General features: G+C 50.3%; 17 protein-coding genes and 1 tRNA gene. 14 read left to right on the plus strand and 4 right to left on the minus strand.

All coding sequences use genetic code 11. The features are described from left to right. Nucleotides 1–6 precede the first annotated feature (6 nt). From FD32_RS04585 to FD32_RS04605, 5 genes are all read left to right on the plus strand, one after another. Complete coding sequence (locus FD32_RS04585) at nt 7–885, plus strand: LysR family transcriptional regulator (protein WP_047768194.1); 879 nt, start codon at nt 7–9, stop codon at nt 883–885. A 90-nt stretch (nt 886–975) separates the two neighbouring features. Beyond that, a complete protein-coding gene (locus FD32_RS04590) occupies nt 976–2,343 on the plus strand; it encodes a threonine/serine exporter family protein (RefSeq protein WP_047768192.1) in 1,368 nt (455 codons plus the stop codon). A gap of 10 nt (nt 2,344–2,353) precedes the next feature. Continuing rightward, entirely contained in the window at nt 2,354–3,001 is a 648-nt protein-coding gene (locus FD32_RS04595) for a uracil-DNA glycosylase (RefSeq protein WP_082611619.1), read from the plus strand. 130 nt (nt 3,002–3,131) lie between these two features. Beyond that, nucleotides 3,132–3,800, plus strand: coding sequence for a type 1 glutamine amidotransferase (locus FD32_RS04600; RefSeq protein ID WP_047768190.1), 669 nt, complete (start codon nt 3,132–3,134; stop codon nt 3,798–3,800). Nucleotides 3,801–3,909: 109 nt separating this feature from the next. Then, on the plus strand, nt 3,910–5,373 hold the full coding sequence (locus FD32_RS04605; protein WP_047768188.1) for an MFS transporter: 1,464 nt from the start codon (nt 3,910–3,912) through the stop codon (nt 5,371–5,373). Between the two features lie 53 nt (nt 5,374–5,426). Here the strand turns inward: FD32_RS04605 and FD32_RS04610 are convergent, their stop codons facing one another. Continuing rightward, a complete protein-coding gene (locus FD32_RS04610) occupies nt 5,427–6,755 on the minus strand; it encodes a replication-associated recombination protein A (RefSeq protein ID WP_047768186.1) in 1,329 nt (442 codons plus the stop codon). Nucleotides 6,756–6,858: 103 nt separating this feature from the next. Here FD32_RS04610 and FD32_RS04615 point away from each other — a divergent pair, with 103 nt between their 5' ends. After that, nucleotides 6,859–7,845, plus strand: coding sequence for an alpha/beta hydrolase (locus FD32_RS04615; protein WP_047768184.1), 987 nt, complete (start codon nt 6,859–6,861; stop codon nt 7,843–7,845). A gap of 18 nt (nt 7,846–7,863) precedes the next feature. Then, nucleotides 7,864–8,436, plus strand: coding sequence for a DJ-1 family glyoxalase III (locus tag FD32_RS04620; RefSeq protein WP_047768182.1), 573 nt, complete (start codon nt 7,864–7,866; stop codon nt 8,434–8,436). 155 nt (nt 8,437–8,591) lie between these two features. Here FD32_RS04620 and mprF read toward each other — a convergent pair whose 3' ends face one another. After that, nucleotides 8,592–11,180, minus strand: coding sequence for a bifunctional lysylphosphatidylglycerol flippase/synthetase MprF (gene mprF, locus FD32_RS04625; RefSeq protein ID WP_047768180.1), 2,589 nt, complete (start codon nt 11,178–11,180; stop codon nt 8,592–8,594). A 185-nt stretch (nt 11,181–11,365) separates the two neighbouring features. On the opposite strand from mprF, the gene FD32_RS04630 reads away from it, so the two are divergent. Next, nucleotides 11,366–11,440, plus strand: a tRNA-Asp gene (locus FD32_RS04630). Nucleotides 11,441–11,503: 63 nt separating this feature from the next. After that, a complete protein-coding gene (locus tag FD32_RS04635; RefSeq protein WP_047768178.1) occupies nt 11,504–12,370 on the plus strand; it encodes an RluA family pseudouridine synthase in 867 nt (288 codons plus the stop codon). Between the two features lie 166 nt (nt 12,371–12,536). On the opposite strand, the gene FD32_RS04640 is transcribed toward FD32_RS04635, so the two are convergent. Further along, the gene (locus tag FD32_RS04640) at nt 12,537–13,253 is read right to left on the minus strand and encodes a DUF4811 domain-containing protein (RefSeq protein WP_047768176.1); all 717 of its coding nucleotides are present in this window, start codon (nt 13,251–13,253) and stop codon (nt 12,537–12,539) included. 1 nt (nt 13,254) lies between these two features. After that, complete coding sequence (locus tag FD32_RS04645) at nt 13,255–14,694, minus strand: MDR family MFS transporter (protein WP_047768320.1); 1,440 nt, start codon at nt 14,692–14,694, stop codon at nt 13,255–13,257. A 224-nt stretch (nt 14,695–14,918) separates the two neighbouring features. On the opposite strand from FD32_RS04645, the gene FD32_RS04650 reads away from it, so the two are divergent. The 5 genes from FD32_RS04650 to FD32_RS09800 all read left to right on the plus strand — a co-directional run bounded on the left by FD32_RS04650 (nt 14,919) and on the right by FD32_RS09800 (nt 18,426). Then, nucleotides 14,919–15,344, plus strand: coding sequence for a MerR family transcriptional regulator (locus tag FD32_RS04650; RefSeq protein ID WP_047768318.1), 426 nt, complete (start codon nt 14,919–14,921; stop codon nt 15,342–15,344). Nucleotides 15,345–15,374: 30 nt separating this feature from the next. Then, nucleotides 15,375–15,746, plus strand: coding sequence for a DUF3368 domain-containing protein (locus FD32_RS04655; RefSeq protein WP_235803760.1), 372 nt, complete (start codon nt 15,375–15,377; stop codon nt 15,744–15,746). Nucleotides 15,747–16,010: 264 nt separating this feature from the next. Beyond that, complete coding sequence (locus FD32_RS10235) at nt 16,011–16,127, plus strand: KxYKxGKxW signal peptide domain-containing protein (protein ID WP_082126045.1); 117 nt, start codon at nt 16,011–16,013, stop codon at nt 16,125–16,127. Then, on the plus strand, nt 16,072–17,082 hold the full coding sequence (locus tag FD32_RS09795; protein WP_082126044.1) for a hypothetical protein: 1,011 nt from the start codon (nt 16,072–16,074) through the stop codon (nt 17,080–17,082). The genes FD32_RS10235 and FD32_RS09795 overlap by 56 nt, the downstream gene beginning before the upstream one ends. Nucleotides 17,083–17,166: 84 nt before the next feature. Further along, nucleotides 17,167–18,426: a C40 family peptidase gene (locus FD32_RS09800; protein WP_235803761.1), complete on the plus strand. Its 1,260-nt coding sequence runs from the start codon at nt 17,167–17,169 to the stop codon at nt 18,424–18,426. Nucleotides 18,427–18,499: the final 73 nt, after the last annotated feature.

Here is an 18,499-nt window from a genome sequence, read left to right on the forward strand (position 1 = left end):
AGAACCATGAATACCCGTGACCTCCAATATTTTGTGGCCCTGGTGAAATACAAGAATTACACCCAGGTAGCAAAGCACTTTAAGGTGTCACAACCGACGATCACCCAGTCAATCCAGCGGCTGGAGCGTGAATTTAACACGAAACTCATTCGCAAAGACAAAGTCCACCGGGATGAGATGGTTACCCGGAGTGGGATGATGCTGTTTGAAAACGCCAAGGTAATCAATAAGAAGATTTCGTTAATGCACCAGGAAATCAGCCGGGCCAACCAGCGGCAGATTCGCTTCGGCCTCCCGCCCATCATCGGTAAAATGTACATCTCAAAGATTGTCCAGCAGACTCCGGGAAACATCATGCAGCGGTTGAAAATTGTATCAGTCGGGTCCCACGAACTACTGAACCGCCTGCAAGAGGGGAAGATTGACATTGCTGTTTTAGGGTCCAACCACCTGATCAACCAGCCAGGAATCTTTGCCAGCCTGATCACGACCCGGCCCTATAACATCATTGTCAGTGACCAGAACCCCCTCGCTAAGCGTAAGGCGGTCTTCTTTAAGGAGCTGGCCAACGAGTACTTCATCAATTATGATCAGCAGTATGTCCACCATGCTGCCTTGCAAGCATACTGCGCATATGCTGGAATCAATCCCCAGATGGGTGACTACCAGGTTCCCGACATCTCCTGGGTAAAGGAACTTGTCCGCCAGGACCTCGGAATCAGCCTGATGGCCAAGGATGCCCTGCAAAACGAACCCGGGATTGTCTCCATTGCGATTAAGGACCCGCTTCCGGAAAAATTCACAATCTCGGTTGCCACCCGTGAGGGCTATGTTTTGACCCCCGACGAGGCCGCTTTTGTAGAGGAATTGAAGGGGATTAAGTGATTTTCTAAGCAATGTTGACAGGGGACGTATAATGGTAATTGTGAAATTAGATTGACATTATTACGTGACATTTTGCGGAGGAAAATTGTAATGAGTAATGACGACGAATTGCTGTCAGGTAAATTTCAGCCAACGCCTCATCTATCGAATAAGCACCACATGGCTATTCCGTGGCATGACTTCTTTACGAATGATAACTTTACGCCGGCCAGTGAAGCAAACCTGATCGAGCGGGCAGCTATTGTGGGCCGAATTGGCTTGATGATGCTCTCTTACGGGACCGGAGCGTGGCGAGTTCGTGACTCGATGAACATTGTTGCGCGGAAGTTAAAGATGACCTGTTCGGTTGATATTGGTCTGGTTTCCCTTGAGTATACCTGTATGGATGCCCACCACAGTTACACCCAGGCCCTTTCACTACCGACAACGGGGGTCAATACGACGAAGCTCTCCCACATGGAACAGTTTATTCGGGACTTTGATACTCACGGGGATTCGATGACAATCGGCGACATTCACGCCCGCTTGGAAAACATTGCCCACTCCAAGGGCAACTACGCTCCATGGCAAGTCGGTTTAGCAGCGGCGCTTGCCTGCAGTGCCTTCGTTTTCCTCCTCGGTGGGGGCCCGGTTGAAATGCTTTGCAGCTTCATTGGCGCGGGACTAGGTAACTATGTCCGGCGGAAGATGAGTGATCGTCACATTACAATGTTTGCTGGGATTGGAGTCGCCGTGGCGGTTGCCTGCTTGTCCTACCTGCTTTCACTGACCATCCTGCAGATGGGCTTTGACGTCAGCTCCCGCCACGAAGCGGGTTACATCGGGGCAATGCTCTTTGTCATCCCCGGATTCCCGTTCATCACCAGTGGTCTGGACCTCTCTAAGTTGGACATGCGGTCGGGCCTTGAACGCTTGGCCTATGCGGCCCTGATCGTGGTTGTGGCCACCGTGGTTGGCTGGGTAGTCGCCATGGCGGTAAACTTGCGGCCCGAGAACTTCCCAACAATTGCCCTGTCACCGCTGGCCTACTTGCTCCTGCGCCTGCCGGCCAGTTTTTGCGGGGTCTTTGGCTTTTCAATCATGTTTAATAGTACCCCGAAGATGGCAGCTTTGGCTGGATTGATTGGGGCGGTGGCCAACACCACCCGTTTAGAACTGGTTGACTTAACCGTTATTCCCGCCGGGGCGGCCGCCTTCATCGGTGCCGTGATTGCCGGATTGCTTGCCTGGGTGGTTAAAAAGAAGGTCCGCTACCCACAAATTTCAATCACTGTCCCATCGATCGTCATCATGGTTCCGGGGCTGTACATGTACCGGGCAATGTACAACATTGGCTTAACTTCTATCAGTGTGGGGGCTTTGTGGTTCAGTAAGGCCCTGATGATTATCATCTTCTTGCCACTCGGTCTGATCACGGCCCGGATCCTTACCGACGTTAAGTGGCGTCATAACGGTTAGGGGTGGTTTAATGATAATTAAGTACCCCCAAGAACTATTAGATGAGGCGGACAAACGGATAACCGGTCGGAAACTTACTGGCTTTACACCAGGGCAGGGGCCAATGCACCCGGACCTGATGCTCGTCGGTGAGGCCCCAGGTCGCCATGAAGAGCAGGTTAACATCCCGTTTTCTGGTGCTTCAGGGCAGGAGTTAATGCGCTTCTTAGCCTCAATCGGATATTCGCGGGCGAATACCTATATCACCAGTGTTGTCCGTCGGCGGCCATATTCAATCAAACGGGTCCGGGATAAAAAAACTGGTAAGGTAGTTGAGAAAACGCCCAACCGGACCCCGACCAAGGCGGAGGTGCTGGCCTTTGCCCCACTGTTTGATTGGGAACTGGCAACGGTTCAGCCGCAAATCATCGTCCCGCTCGGTAATACTGCCTTGAAACGTTTGCTGGGCCCGCACGCAAACATTGGCGACCTCCATGGGCAAAAAATTGTCCAGCCCATTCAGCAGGCCACCCCGGACCACACGGGCTACCAGTGGACGAAGAAAAAGTACCTGCTTGTTCCCATGTACCATCCTGCCGCGGTCCTGTACGCCCGGCGGCTGATGTCCACGGTAGAGGAAGACTGGCAAAAGCTAGGAAAGATTATTAAAAGCAACTGATTATTTTTGGTGGTCAGTTGCTTTTTGTATTGGTTGTCAATGGGTGATGGACGGTGTTATAATGCGTCTATCTTAGGTATTTGCAGGCGAAACCTACACCAAACTTTGCCGTCGATGGAAAGGAAAACAGATGCGCGTTAATGTTTTGCAACACACGCCTAACGAAGGGCCGGGATCAATCCAGGACTGGGCACACGTTAACTACCATGATTTCTATGTTTACCACCCTTACCAGTTTGGTAACCTCCCGACGGCTGATGAAACGGACCTGCTGATTATTCTCGGCGGACCCATGAGCCCTAACGATGATCTCCCTTGGATCAAGCAGGAGCGGGTTTTGATCCAGAAGTTGCTGGACCAGCATAAGCCAATCTTTGGGGCCTGTTACGGGGCCCAACAGATTGTTAAGACATTAGGCTATCCAATCACTAAGGCTCCCCATAAAGAAGTCGGTTGGGCACCCGTCTACCGGCAAAGTGACGCCATTCCTGGTATCCCAGAAAAGGTGGTTGCCCTACACTGGCATGAGGAAATGTTTACGGTCCCAGACCAGGCCCAGCTTATCTTCAGTAGTGACTTGGTAAAGAATCAGGGCTTTTTACTGGGTGACAACGTTATTGGCTTGCAATTCCACTTTGAACCTTTGATTGACAATGTCCGTGAAATGGCCGTCAATGATAATGGCTACCCCTTAGACCATAACGGCCTCCACCAGACGCCGGCGGAGATTATTGCCCATGGGGTTCCAGACGAAAACAAGCAGGTAATGTTCAAGCTGCTTGACTTTATCACTAAGTAAGCCGGAATATTATACTTTTATCGTTAGCTTGTTTATAATAAAAAATTAGTATGAAAAGGCTGGAAAACTGCTTTCCAGCCTTTGTTTTGGTTAAAAAGGAGGTAATCGTTTGGAAGCAAATCAGCGACGAACACTCGTTACGGGGGCGCTTCTCCTCTCCAATATCATGGCGGGGATGGATGCAACAATCGTCAACACTGCCCTGCCGGCCATCACTAGCGACTTGCACGGCCTACAATACATGGGCTGGATTGTAGCTACTTTCCTATTGGGAATGGCCGTGGCGACCCCACTGTGGAGCAAGATGGGTGAGCACAAGGGGAACAAGCGGGCGTACATCACCGCCACGCTGCTCTTCCTCGTGGGGGCCGTCTTTCAGGGAATCGCGCCCAACATTCTATGGTTTATCATTGCCCGGACGGTCATGGGAATCGGTGCCGGGGGAATGAACACCATCCCCTTCATCGTTTATGCAGAGATTTACCAAAACCTGCGTAAGCGGGCAGAAGTTCTGGGTATTTCCAGTGCCTGTTTCGGGACAGCTTCAATTATCGGGCCCCTACTTGGTGGGTGGATTGTTGATGTCCTCAGCTGGCACTGGGTCTTTTATGTCAATGTCCCAATTGCCCTGGTTGCGATTACCCTGGTAGGGACCTTTTATAAGAGCCCTAAAAAGCAGGCGGCCGGTAAACCGTTCGACTACCTAGGCGCTTCCCTCTTGGTGGTTAGCCTGGTGACTATTTTGGTTGCGGTGCAGTTGATTGGGAGCGCAGCTGGTTGGTTGATTGGCACCCTCTTTGTAGTTGGCCTGGCCCTGCTCTTCTGGATGGTCCGCGTTGACAGCCGGGCAGTGGACCCAATTATTCCGAGTCGCTTGTTTAAGAACCGGGAACTGGTGATTGACTTCCTCCTCTTCATCATCATTTGGGGATCCTTCATCGCTTTTGTTACCTACATTCCAATGTGGGCCCAAGGGATTCTTGGCCTAAGTGCTCTTCTTGGGGGGATGACCCAGATCCCGGGCGCAGTAACTAACTTTATTGGTTCCGAATTGGTGCCGTTTCTCCAGGATCGGTGGGGGAAGTACTGGCTGGTAACCTGTGGGGCTGCCGCTATCTTCATTGCCTTTGTCGGTATCCTCGTTTGCGGTCAAGGCGCCCCGTTCTGGATGCTTCTTTTGATGGGTGCTTTTGAAGGCTTCGGGGTTGGCCTTGTTTTCAACATCCTGCAGATTAGCGTGCAAACGGATGCTGAGTTGCGGGATGTGCCGATTGCCACTTCCCTGGGTTACCTATTGCGGATCCTCAGCCAGACCATTATGGCGGCGGTTTACGGGGTAATCTTGAACCAGGAACTGTTTAGAGGTGTTAGGATGGCCCATGGTGACATTACGATGCAGATGCTAAACAAATTATCAAATGCTGAGACCGCGAGTCGTTTGCCGCGCGAGTTGATTCCCGAAATGCGGCGGATTCTCTACCTGGGTTACAGAAACATTGTCATTGCGGCGATTGTTTTAATTGTCATTTCACTAATTATTGTGGTGCCACTGTCGTTGCGACACCGTTCTTAAGCAGTAAAAAAAGGGTATGATGCTCACAACTAGGGTGAGGCACCATATCCTTTTTATTTGCTAGGGTGGTTTTCGTGCCAATGCTTAATTTGTTCAAGCCGGGCTTTAAAACGAGGTTCGCGCCCCTGGTCGGTTGGCAGGTAGAAGTGTTCATCAGCAATCTCTGGTGGAATTGTCTTCATGGTTGTTAATTTATCTTTACTATCGTGGGCATACTGGTAGCCTTTGCCGTAGCCGAGCTTGTCCATCAACTTAGTAGGAGCGTTACGAATCTGCATTGGGACCGGTAAGTTACCGGTCTTTTTAATTACCTTCTTCGCCCGCTGACGAGCGGTGTAGACGGCGTTTGATTTCGGCGCGCAGGCCAGGTAAATAACACATTCTGTGAGGTGGACGTCACATTCGGGCATCCCCAAAAATTGACAGGCGGAGAAGGTGTTGATAGCCACGTTTAGGGCGTTGGTATCTGCCAGGCCAATATCCTCGCTGGCGAAGCGGACGAGCCGACGGGCAATGTATAGGGGATCTTCACCACCGTCCAGCATCCGTGAGCACCAATAAACTGCCGCATCAACGTCACTGTTGCGCATTGACTTGTGGAGGGCCGAAATGATGTTGTAGTGCTCTTCATCATGCTTGTCGTAGCGGAGTGATCGGGTGTTGATCAGTTGGCTAAGGTCATCTTCGGTGATGGTAACCTTCTGGCTGTCCCGCTGACCATTTAATACCGCCATTTCGAGGGTGTTTAACGCCACCCGGGCATCGCCATTAGCAAACTGAGCAATCAAGTGGATGGCGTCCGGCTGGCAGTCAACTTGCAGGCCTGGAAAGCCGGCAGGGTGGTGGATGGCCCGCTTAAGGACCTCTTCAATGTCCGCTGTTGTTAGCGACTTTAGGACGAAGACCCGGCAGCGACTAAGGAGGGCGGAGTTGATCTCAAATGATGGGTTTTCGGTGGTGGCCCCAATCAGGATAATGCTCCCCCGCTCAACGAAGGGAAGGAAGGCGTCTTGCTGAGCCTTATTAAAACGGTGGATCTCATCAATGAAGCAAATCGTCCGTTCCCCGTATTCGCGGTTTTGCTCGGCTTCCTGCATAATCTTGCGGATGTCTTTAATGCTGCTTGTTACCGCGGAGAAGGTAATAAAGTGGGCCTTCGTCCGGTGGGCAATGATTCGGGCGAGGGTGGTTTTGCCCACGCCGGGTGGTCCCCAAAAGATCAAAGATGAGAGCTGGTCGTTATCAATTAATTCACGCAAGACCTTGCCGGGACCAATCAGGTGCTGCTGGCCAACGAACTCATCGAGACTGGTCGGCCGAACACGGTTCGCCAGCGGGGTCGCCTGGGGGTTTCCCTGGGCAAAGAGTGATTCTTGATACATGTGAACACTTCCTTCTCTATTATTCTAAATTAAATCTTAACAAAATTGAATCGATAAGCGTGTTACGATAAAGGTGGAATTTACAAATAAAGGAGAACTGGGCATGGATCGATTAAAACTATTTCGTACTGGGATTGCGACCCGGGTAGCGGACAACTTTGAATCCAGCATTAAAGAGTTGCACCGTTGCGGGCAGAGCCGTTCCAATAAGTCCACCTTTGTAGAGATGGGCATTCAGCTCAGCGGCTTTAAACACTCATTATCGGATACCCAGGCCTTTGATAAGCTGCTTACGACGGCCGCCAAGGAAAACGAAGAGCCTTACGTGATGCCGGACGTCGCAATGGGGGTTAGGGTACAGCAGTTTGTGCAGACGGAGATGCCGATTTACGTCCTGAATGAACAAGGAAGTAATCAGCGGGTCATTGTTTACCTGTGCGGGGGTGCCTACATCCAACAGCCAGACAAGACCCACTGGGAATACCTGAACCGTCTTGCCCAACGAACGGGCGCCAAGGTGGTTGTTCCCCTCTATTCCTTGGCCCCTAACAACACCGTCCGTTGTGCCTACCAGCAGATTGGCCAACTCTATGCCCGCTTGTACGGAAGTGCCCCGGCCAGTGATATCACCTTAATGGGAGATTCCGCTGGTGCAGGGTTGGCCCTGGGCTTTAGCGAATACTTAGGCCAACGTGGCCTTCCTCAGCCAGGGCACCTGATCCTATTTTCACCATGGCTTGACCTTGATTTAAAAAATCCATTGATTAAGAAATATGAGGACAAGGACGTTACCCTTGCCTGCTGGGGCCTGAGAAAGATTGGGAACCTCTGGGCCGGTAACGTTGACCACCGTGACTTTCGGGTAAGTCCCATATATGGTGATATTGATCAGCTCCGGGACGTAACTGTCTTTGTAGGAACCCGAGAGATCATGTATCCAGATGTCAACACCCTGGTTAAAAAACTACGAAACGCCCGGATCCCTGTTGATTATCACGTTGGTCGGCGTCTGTTTCACATCTACCCCCTGTACCAGGTTCCTGAGGCGGAGGAAGTAATGGCAAAAGTTGTTAAAGTTGTTAATCAATAAATTCATGAGGTGATTTTTGTGAGTAGAGTAGCAGTTGTCTTTGCACCCGGTTGTGAAGAAGTTGAAGGATTGAGTGTCGTCGATGTTTTACGCCGGATGGGTGTTGATACCACGATGGTGGGCCTGGAAAACAAGCAAGTTCCGGGAGCCCACGGAATTGAGCTGACCTGCGATACGACCCTTGATGACCACCTGCTGGACTATGATATCGTTGCCTTCCCTGGCGGCCGTGGTGGTGCCGAGAAGCTCGGTGCTAACCAGCAGCTGGCTGACCTGATGCAAAAGCGTAACGCTGCCGGCAAGTGGGACGCGGCAATGTGTGCCGCCCCAACGGCCCTCGCTAAGTACGGTCTTCTTGACGGCTGTGATTATACCTGCTTCCCTGGTTTTGAAAAACAGATTAGCCAAGTTGCTAAAAACGCCCACTTTAAAGAAGACATCACCGTGGTCGATGTGGGTCATAAGATTATTACAAGTCGGGGCCCGGCAACGGCATGGGCATTTGCCTACCAGATTGCTGAGGTGCTGGGCTTAGATACCAAGCAGATCAAGCACGAGATGCTTTATGACTACCTGATGACACAGAAATAGATATTTGAGGTTATTAATAACCTTTAAAAGTATGAAAAGGTCGTTAGCGTTCGAAGATTTCCGGACACTAACGGCCTTTTTACTTACTGTGTTGTAGCATCTTTGACAGCACCTTAAAGACGACGGGATTACAATCCAATCGCCCTTATTAATATTTAATTATGGTTAGCCCACCACATGAAGAGGTGGCGCCGCTGCTGGTCAACCCGTTGGTTAACAACGCTGACGAGGATCAGCATGTTCGCAACCAGCGAATTCTTCTTTCGGTAAGCGATGTAACGCGAGGACCAGTGTGATGCATATTTATCCTTATAGCGTCGCAGGCCCTGGAAACCGTAGAGGTGGTAACCATACTCGTAGATGAAGTGGGCAATCTTTTCTTCCAGAAAACTAAATTGGTATTCACCGACGTTCGACAGGGGAGCCATCCCCAGGTCAAAGTAGGTATAGCCGTTTTTCTGACCATACTGGTACATGCTAATGAAAATTTTGTCCATGATTCCGGAAGGGGCGTCCTTGCTGTGCCGCATCAGGTCGATAGTCAAAATCTCTTTTCCACCGGTCGGCATGAAGGTCGCAAAGGCCACCAGTTTGCCGTCCTTATCCCGCACCGTGCCGACGGGGGCTTGATTGATGTAGTAGGGGTCAAAGAAGCCAAGGGAGAAGCCCTTCTCGACCTGTTCACCGAGCCAACTGTCGGACACGGCCTTCAGTTCCTTCAGCTGGTCGTCGCTAAATGGCGGGGTGATTACCGAGAATTGGTAACCCTCCCGGTCAAACTTGTGCATGAGGGCCCGCTGTGAACGCTGCTTTTTGCCGGCCAGGGTAAAGTCAGCCAGGGTAACGAGGCCGCTTTCACCGGTCTTAATAAAGTCAAAGCCAAATTCGTGGAGGAGCATGGTAAGCTTGCTCGAAACCTCGTAGAAGACGATCTCGTAGTCGTAGCGATCCGCTTCCCGGACAAACTGGCGAATGGCCTCGCGGAGGACCGCTTGGTTACCAACGGGGTCCCCCATCACAACGAGCCGGTCATACTTGCGCCGGTACATGAAGAAGAGCTGGTCTTGCCCATTCTTTTGGTAGTAGTAGAGGTTCTTGTCCCGCAGGAAGGCCAGGTGGCTGGTCTCGTTTCCCCCGAAGGTATTGATTACCTGACGGGCCCGGTCGGCATTAAAGCTTTGGACTGCACTGAAGGGGTCCCGCTTGGCCGTGAAGTACCAGATGACCAAAAGCATTAAGACCAAACCGAGGCCCAGACCAACGAGGCCGGAGAGCCAAACCCGTTCACCAGGGAAGAAGAGAAAGGCGGGTACCCGGTGCTTGCTAGCGTACTGGGGAGCATTGATGACTCCCACAATGACGTAGAGGATGCAGCTACCAGCGAAAATCAGGCTGTCGGTGACGAACTTACTAAGGGAATACTGGAGCTTTTCCCGGTAGAGAACGTGCTTGGACATCAAGACCAGAAGGAGGACGATTACTAGGTAGATGGTCAAACTAATCGTTCCGAGGTTCCAAATGGTGTTGGCAATCCCAATTAAAAGGAGGGCCAAAGTTGGCCAGTAGGCCCGCTTAACCTTCGCCTGAAGTCCCCGGGCACACGCCAGCATGGCGATTGCGAAGAGGATGGTGGATAGCTGGTGAATAAAGAAAAAGGTATAGGGATACAGGTGCTGAATAATCTTATTTTCTGCCGTCAGGTCCGGGATTGAGGCGGTCAGTAGCATCAGGACTCCCGAGATGTACATGAAGGCTGTAATCAGGTAGTAGGCGGTCTTGCGGAGCATCATTAGCGGCAGGCCGTCAAAGAATTTGTTGACCTGGTGGGCCAGGTTATGGATGAAGAGCAGTCCCGCCAGGATGAGGGGGACAATGTAGTAGAAGATCCGGAAAAGGAGGATCCAGATAACGATGGTTGTCTTTGGGACCCCCAAGAGGGAAAGCTCAAAGACCATCATGACGTCGAATGAACCCAGCGCTCCCGGAATCATTGAGAGAACCCCAATTACCTGGGCAACGGCGTAGAGGGGTAAGACGTTGATCAGGTTGTTGCGGATTCCCAGACACCAGCCGACGAGGAGGAAGAAGAGGGCAACAAAGAGCCATTCTAGAGTTGAGCTGCCGACAATGAATGCTTCAAGCTTGGGGGTGACCTCCTTGAAGAGGCGGTTATTATTAACCAGGGTAAAGTAAAGGACAACCGGGAAGTAGAGGCCACCACCAACGAGCCAAATTGCGTACTGGTTGAAGTGGCCACCGTCGTGGAAGCCAAACATCACGATCAGGGCAATCCAGCAGAGAATTGAGAGTCCCGACAGGAGGAAGACGGCGATCTTCGAGATTGCCAGGAGGATATCCTTTTTGGTGGCACTCTTCCGGTAAAAGTAGGCCCGCAGTGTTGCCCCGAGGATCCCACCGAAGCCGGCAATATTCGTTAGTGTGTTGGTAATCCAGCCACAGCGGATAATATAAGAACGGGAAAACTTTCCCGGCAGAAAGTGGACGATGGCAAAATCATAGCCCAGCATGGGGACGACGGCAATGCAGCCCGTGATTAGCAGAAAAATAATGCTGGTCCAGGAAAGACTTGCCAGCCCCACACCGACTTGGTGCCATTCAACCGTTTTGAAAAAGCTGCCGAGGGCGTGAATGACAAATATGAGGACCGAAGTGACGAAAAGTAGTTTGACGTAGCGCGAATACTTTTCCCACCAGGTGATAAAGTGGTTGCCCAGTGATTGCATATCATAATCTCCTTTGGACGTGTAATCACAATTACCGCTTTCGGCGGTTAATTAGCACGATTCCCTAACAAAATTAATAAACTAACATAACCATTATAAGCTATTGAAAAATTAATTATGGGAAAAATCCAAATTTTAGTTGACGGGGACGGAAAAGTTTCGTATACTCTTAATTGTTGTCAAATGGTCCGTTGGTCTAGTTGGTTTAGGACGCATCCCTGTCACGGATGAGATCACGAGTTCGAGTCTCGTACGGACCGCTTATAATGATTGAAGTTGAGTCGTTGCACTCAACTTTTTTTGTGCACAAAAGGAGAAAAGCAATGCAAGCAAGTTGGGTTTACAACGGTACGGAACCAGTAAAGATCAAGAAATTCTTACAGTCACTGGGGATGGGGCACCGCCTATTTAACGATATCAAGAAGGGACAGGGTGAATTTCTCGTGGACCACCGCATTGTCCGGCCAACGACGAAGATTCTGCCCCACCAACCGTTGACCATTAAGGTCGCCCCCGAGATGGCCGACCCCCAAGTCAAGGTCAGCCATGCGCCAATCAAGGTTGTTTACGAGGACGATAATTGGTTGGTGGTCGACAAGCCGGCAGGTGTAACTTCAATTCCGGGTCCCACCGTCGATAACGACACGGTTCTGAACCGGGTAACGGGCTACCTGCTTGCCCAGCAGTCACCAGACCAGCGGCCCCACCTGATTACCCGTTTAGACCGTGATACGGGTGGGCTGATGTTGGTCGCCAAGCACCACGTGGCCTCCAGTATGATTAGCCAGCAGGTTCAACAGCACCGGATGCTCAAGGAATACACGGCAATCGTCACGGGTTCTTTTAAAACGGACCATGGGACCATTGATAAGCCGATTGCCCGGCGGGAAGGGCAGGCCCAACGGGTAATTGCGGTGGATGGTCAACCAGCGGTCACTGAGTACTGGGTCGAAAAGAGTGCGGCTGGCCTTTCCCGGGTCCGGGCCCGTCTGCACACCGGGCGGACGCACCAGATCCGGGTACACTTTGCGGCAATCGGGCATCCCCTGGTCGGTGACCCCCTGTATGGTGGGGACACGAGCAAGTACCAATCACAGCTCCTCCACGCCAGTAAGTTGGCGTTTATCGACCCGTTTAGCCAGAAGCGATTGGTGTTTACCTCACCGTTGCCGGGTGAATTTGAGATATAAAATAAAGGGGCTGTGACATAAGTACTTTTACCAAGTTCAAATACGAACAGCGCGGTACGCAAATGGGCTCCAGTGTCCGGTATAACCGAACTCTGGAGCCCTATTTGCGCTCGCGGGGGCGTGAAAACGAAGTCATAAATGACTTCTGTCACGCTCCCTTTATTTATTATTTGAGCATTACCTTAACTGCCTGTGACTGGACCTCCTGTTCAGCCTGGAGGGTAACGCGTTGAATTTGACTTGCGGACATCTTAGGATTTTTAGCAAGTGCCTGTTGAACCCTTGCGGCAATGGCTGACCGGCCCTGTTCAGCAGTAGTCTGGGCCTTCTTTGCGGCTGGTGAAGCTGCCCGCTTCTTCAGCTGGTTAGCCTGCTTAGTGGTAATTTTGACATAGGCCTGGGGGTACTCCAGGACGTTGGTCCGCTTGACGAGGGTCCCATCCATCCCCGTTCCCATGTACATGATCCGGAAGAAACCGTTATTGTAACGCCACCGCGTTTCTGTCGTAACCAGGCGGGGTGTTAACCGCTTCGTCCACTTGATTTTGCTGTGGGTATACTCGTTGGTCTGGGTATGGTCAGGCGTCTTTTGTCGTTTCTTACTGTTGTAAATGTAGACGTCGTCTTTGCCACTTGTGCCGACTGGCTGGTAGAGAGCCAGGGGAAGTGCCGAATTGGATGCAGAATAAATGGTCTTCTTGGTAGTGGTCGTTTCCTGGTGCATCCCAAAATGGTGGCTGTAGTTAAGGGTCATCATGGCGGTTGAACCCACAAAGATAATGCCCATTAGGACTGTAAGGGGGATGCGGACTTGCCGCCGGTTAATGAACATGATGCAGGCAAACAACGCGACCGCTGATGCGAACATAATAATGATGATCAAGTTATTTCTCCTCCCTTTCTTTCATATCTACCGAATCAATCCGGAGGTGGATACCGTTTCCGCTAGTAACGAAGAAGGTTAAAATCAGCCCTAAGATTGAAAAGATGATTGCAAACCAGAATGCAGCGTGGTAGCCCATTAAGGTTGCGTCAAACATCTGTGACTTGTACTGAAGTGGGGAGGCCTTTAATAGGGCGTGCCCGGGCTGGTTATTCTTGGTTACGTTGGTTAATACCGAAATCATAATCGCGGTCCCGACCGAGGTGGCGACCTGACGGAGGGTGTTGTTAACCGCGGTCCCGTGTGAAATTAAGTTAAACGGCAGTGAATTCATGCCAGCCGTAGTGACAGGCATCATCACCATGGAGATTCCGAACATCCGGACAGCGTACAGGAAGATGATGTAGATTGTCGGGGTGTCCCGGGTAATGAAAGCAAACGGAAGGGTGCCAACGGTCAGGATAAACATCCCGGTGACGGCCAGCCGCTTGGCTCCGTGCCGGTCAAAGAGGTTCCCAGTAATTGGGCTCATGATTCCCATAAACAGGGCCCCAAACAAGAGGGTCAGTCCGGAGTGAAGGGCTGACATGCCGTGGATGATTTGCAGGTAAAGGGGGATTACCAGTTCCACCCCCACCATTGCCATCATTACAATTGAGCTCAGGATGGTTGCTAGGGTAAATTCACCGCTCTTGAATACCTTGAATTCCAGGAAGGGTTCATCCAGCTTATTCTGGCGGAGAACCAGGAAGACAACCAGGATGGCCCCAATCACGATAGTTGACAGGACAACTGGGTTAGTCCATCCCTTGTCACCAACACTTGAGAAGCCGTAGAGCATACTTCCAAAGCCCAGGGTCGAAATAATAACGGACAGCCAATCCAACTTAGGCCGCCGGTTAGGGATAACGTTTTTAACCAGGACAAAACTAGCAATGATTACGAGGGCGGCGATGGGCACGATCATCCCGAAGAGCCACCGCCAACTGTAGTTATCAATTACCCATCCGGAAAGGGTTGGGCCAATTGCGGGGGCTAGGCTAATCACCAGGCCGTTGATTCCCATGGCGGTACCCCGCTTTTCTGGTGGGTAAATCGTCAGCATAATATTTTGCATCAGGGGCATGTTGATGCCGACCCCCACGGCCTGAATTAGCCGGCCGGTTAAGATGGCCGCAAATGAAGGGGCTAACCATGAGAGAATTGTTCCAATCTCGAAGACGGTCATGGCAATAATAAAAAGTCCCTTGGTATTGAACCGGCTACTAAGGTAGGCACTAATTGGGATCATGATCCCGTTGACCATTAAGAAACCAGTTGTCAACCACTGCACGGTAGAAGTATTAATATCAAGGGCCTTCATTAATGCCGGAAAGGCCGTTGACAAAATCGTCTGGTTAAGGATGGTACAAAAGGCCCCAATTAATAAGACCAAGACCATCAATGAACGATTATATGGTTGACCATTGATATCAGTGGTTATTTGAACCTTATCATTCACTATCAAAGAACCTCTTTTCTCAAAAAATGTTAACGAGAACTAATAATAGGATAGTTCAACATCTTTGTCAAATAATTTGACAAAGATAACTAGTTATTTATAAAATATAGCTGAAAATATGGAAAGGCAGGGAGAGATACGTGTTAAAGGATCAGTTTCGGCGGATGCTAAGTGACGACAAGCTGCAAATCACCATGACCGAATTAGCCCAGGTCACGGGGGTGTCGACTAGCCAGATCCGTTATTGGGAACGAAAGGGCTATATTAAGTCCAGCCAGGATGAGAAAAATAAGAACCACCGCTTCAAGCTATTTACTATTTTCCGAGTATACACAATAAAGTACTTTCTGGACCAGGGCTATACACTGGCAATGGCGGTACAAAAGGAGCAGGAACGACAAAAACTTGGCAGAATCTTTCAACGCTTCATGGCTGACCAGATTGTTGATATCCATCAGGATGAAGACGAAAGCGGCGAGGTTGTCTTGGGAAAACTGGCTGAGGATCCGACGAAGGAAGTTTACGCTAAAGTTGACCAGGATGGTTCGACCCTCCACCTCCGTAGTGTGGGTCCCCGGTCGTCGCATTAACCATTTGACCACTTTTGTGTTATGGTAAAAATGAAGTACTATGATATGAAGGGAACGAGTAACGTGAGTCAAACTTATAGTGAACTTAGCGGTGACGCTAAGGAAAATGCGCTGCGATCTTTTATTGGGTTTTACGTCAGTCAGTACAAGGCCGGCAGCCTGGAAATCTTGAGTTCAAAGGTTTCTAATGAAGTAATGAGTTCAATCAACGAAATTCTCAACCAAAACAGTTTTATGGGCCATGGTGAACTGGTCAACGAAAGCCTACGCCTGTGTAAGCCCTACTATGAAGCAATCTTGAATAAGCTGACGGACACCAAGTTTGATGATGATGGTGAACCGGTGGTGGCTTGGTCAGACGCTTGGGAAGACCAGGAAGAACAGCTACCAACGGAAGACTGACTTAAAGGGTCGGCAAACGATTTTGGCTTTTTGATAAAAGTAGGCTGGATGACACCAGAAACGTGCTCTGATGCTCAACCAGCCTTTTGCCTTTTCCGCGATTACTTTGAAAACTGAAAAAGTGCGGGTGGGAAAACTGCAATTTTTTCCACCCGCTACTTTTTTATGACCAAAAAGCGAGTAAACTAAAGCCGTTATGGGAAATGAGCTAGGGCGTGTCCTGATCATATCCCTAATTATTCTCAATGTCGGGGGAGTAAATATATGGAAGAGAAAAAACATTTCAAATTGTTCAAAGCCGGTAAAAACTGGTGCACGATGGCAATTGCTGTCTTCGCCACTGGTTGCACTGACGGCCGCTACAACGACTGGTCATGCTGACACGACGACACCGGTTGCTGAACCACAGACAACAGCTACTGTTCAAACCGACCAGGCAGCAGCTACGGCAACGAACACCACTACGACCAACGCCACTAATAACCAACAAAGTAACGTTGACTATCGAACACCGGTAAATAATGGTTGCCTTGATGGTGCGGCTAGTGATGGTCAAAACAACGTTGTCTTCACTGGTTGGCACGCCACTAACCAGTACCAGCAGGGAATGAACCACTTTGTAATCGTCTTAGACGGTAATAACCACGAGTTATACCGGACAACGGTTAACGAACAGGACCGTCCGGACGTCCAAAGGGTTTACCCTAACGCCCCAATCTCCGGGAAAGGTAGCTTTTCAGTTAAGGTTCCAGAAAGCCGACTGTTCAACACGAACACTCTGCAACTGGTTTCTCGTTACACCAATGATAAGAATGGTGAGCCCAATGGCGGTGCTGACTTCTGGTTCCCAAAAATTCAGACAAAGGCCGGCTGGCTTGATCAGTTTAAAGCCACGGGTAACCAAATTACGGTTGCTGGCTGGCACGCAGACGACGCCAGTGCCAAGGAAGGTACCCACTACCTAATCCTGTTCGACCGCACTAAGAATCGGGAAATTGCCCGTCAAGTCGTTAAGAACGTTGCCAGTGACGACGTTGCTAAAGTTTATCCACGGATTGCTAACGCCAACAAGGCCCGCTTTACGGCCAGCTTTGCAATCAACCCAAGCATGCTCAACAATGACGACCTAGTTTTGATTAGTCGTTACAGTGACCTGCAAAATGTTAATACTGCCGGCCGCTATTCCGATTACTGGCTTAACAACGTTGTCCGGCTGAATAACAATAAGGCCGGCTACCTTGATAACTTCTATGTTGACGGTATTAACAAAACCGGGTTGTTGTTTCTGGCTGGCATGCAGACGGACGGTCGACCCTCGACACTAACCACTTCCTGATTCTCTTTGACCAAACTGCTAACCGGGAAGTTGGTCGGCAGAAGGTCAACGTTACAGCAAGTAACGATGTTGCTGTAAACGGTTATGGCAACATCAGTAATGCTGACCATTGCCGGTGTAACCTTCAACGTTACACCGGCAATGGTCGGTCACCGTTTTGTTGTTATTAGCCGTTACAGTAATGACAAGAACAATGGTGAAGGTGACCGTAGTGACATTTGGTTCGGTAACCAGATCAACCTGAACGGTAACCAAGCTTGGTTGGATAACTTCAGCCAAAACGGCACGACGATTAACGTTTCTGGTTGGCACGCGGATGATTACGCCAACGCTTATAAGCACCACTTCATCCTCCTTTACGACTGGACGAAGGGGAGTGAAATCACCAGAAAAGAAGTTACCAATGTTACTAGTCCGGACATTCAAAAAGCATACGGGAACATCTTAGGGTCTAACCAGGCCCGCTTCAGCACGAGCTTTACCATTAACCCGGCAGACGTTCACGACGCCTTCCAAATCATCAGCTGGTACAGTAACCGGGCCGATGGTGAAGGCTATGTTGAAGACAGCCAAGACTACATTGGCAACAGCCTTTTAAATGTTTACCAAAACCCGGGCTGGATGTATCAGATTAACTACACCCAGATTCAAGCTAACCCGGCCGAAGTTGGTCACAACATCGGCCCCGGCTACGAAGGGGTTAAGACTTACCTGATCAAGAGCAAGCTCGGTGACGCTAACATTCACAACCAGTACACTTATGGTGACGGTTATGCCATTGCTAACTTCCAACGTAGTCACGGCCTGCCAGCTACCGGTTGGGTTGACCTGAACACCTGGAAGGCTCTTGGCTATTCTGCCGACTTATGGTACGGGATTGATAGTTATATTTCGCCAACCCTTACCAATCCTGCAGCAACTCGGCAACAACGGATTGATGCCATGATAGATGTTGCCTACAAGTACATGGGCAAGCCATGGTGGGCTGGTTGTTCATCAATGCCGGCTTACGGGGTTGACTGTTCTGGCCTAGTTATGCAGGCGCTTTACGCGGGTGGTATTAACCCAACTTCGGCAAGTTCTACCCACCATGGGTACCCTGGTAACGAGTGGAACTCACAACAGCTCTTCGCCGACCCCCACTTTATGAACGTTGGCTGGAATAACCGGCAACGCGGGGACTTGGTATTCTACTACGCTCCAGGCACCCGGACAATTTGGCACGTCGCCATCTTGATTGACCCGAATACGGTTATTGAGAGTTGGCCACCATGTGTTATGGTTCAGCCAATCGTCAACGGTCAACGGAACGTGATCGCTGGTATTCGGCGGGTCTTCGCATAATTGAATAAAACTACTTTAAAGGGGCTGTGACATAAGTCCCAAATAATTAATGGAGTTAGATGAAATCTTCGGA

The organism is Limosilactobacillus panis DSM 6035 (genome assembly GCF_001435935.1).
Lineage (GTDB): Bacteria > Bacillota > Bacilli > Lactobacillales > Lactobacillaceae > Limosilactobacillus > Limosilactobacillus panis.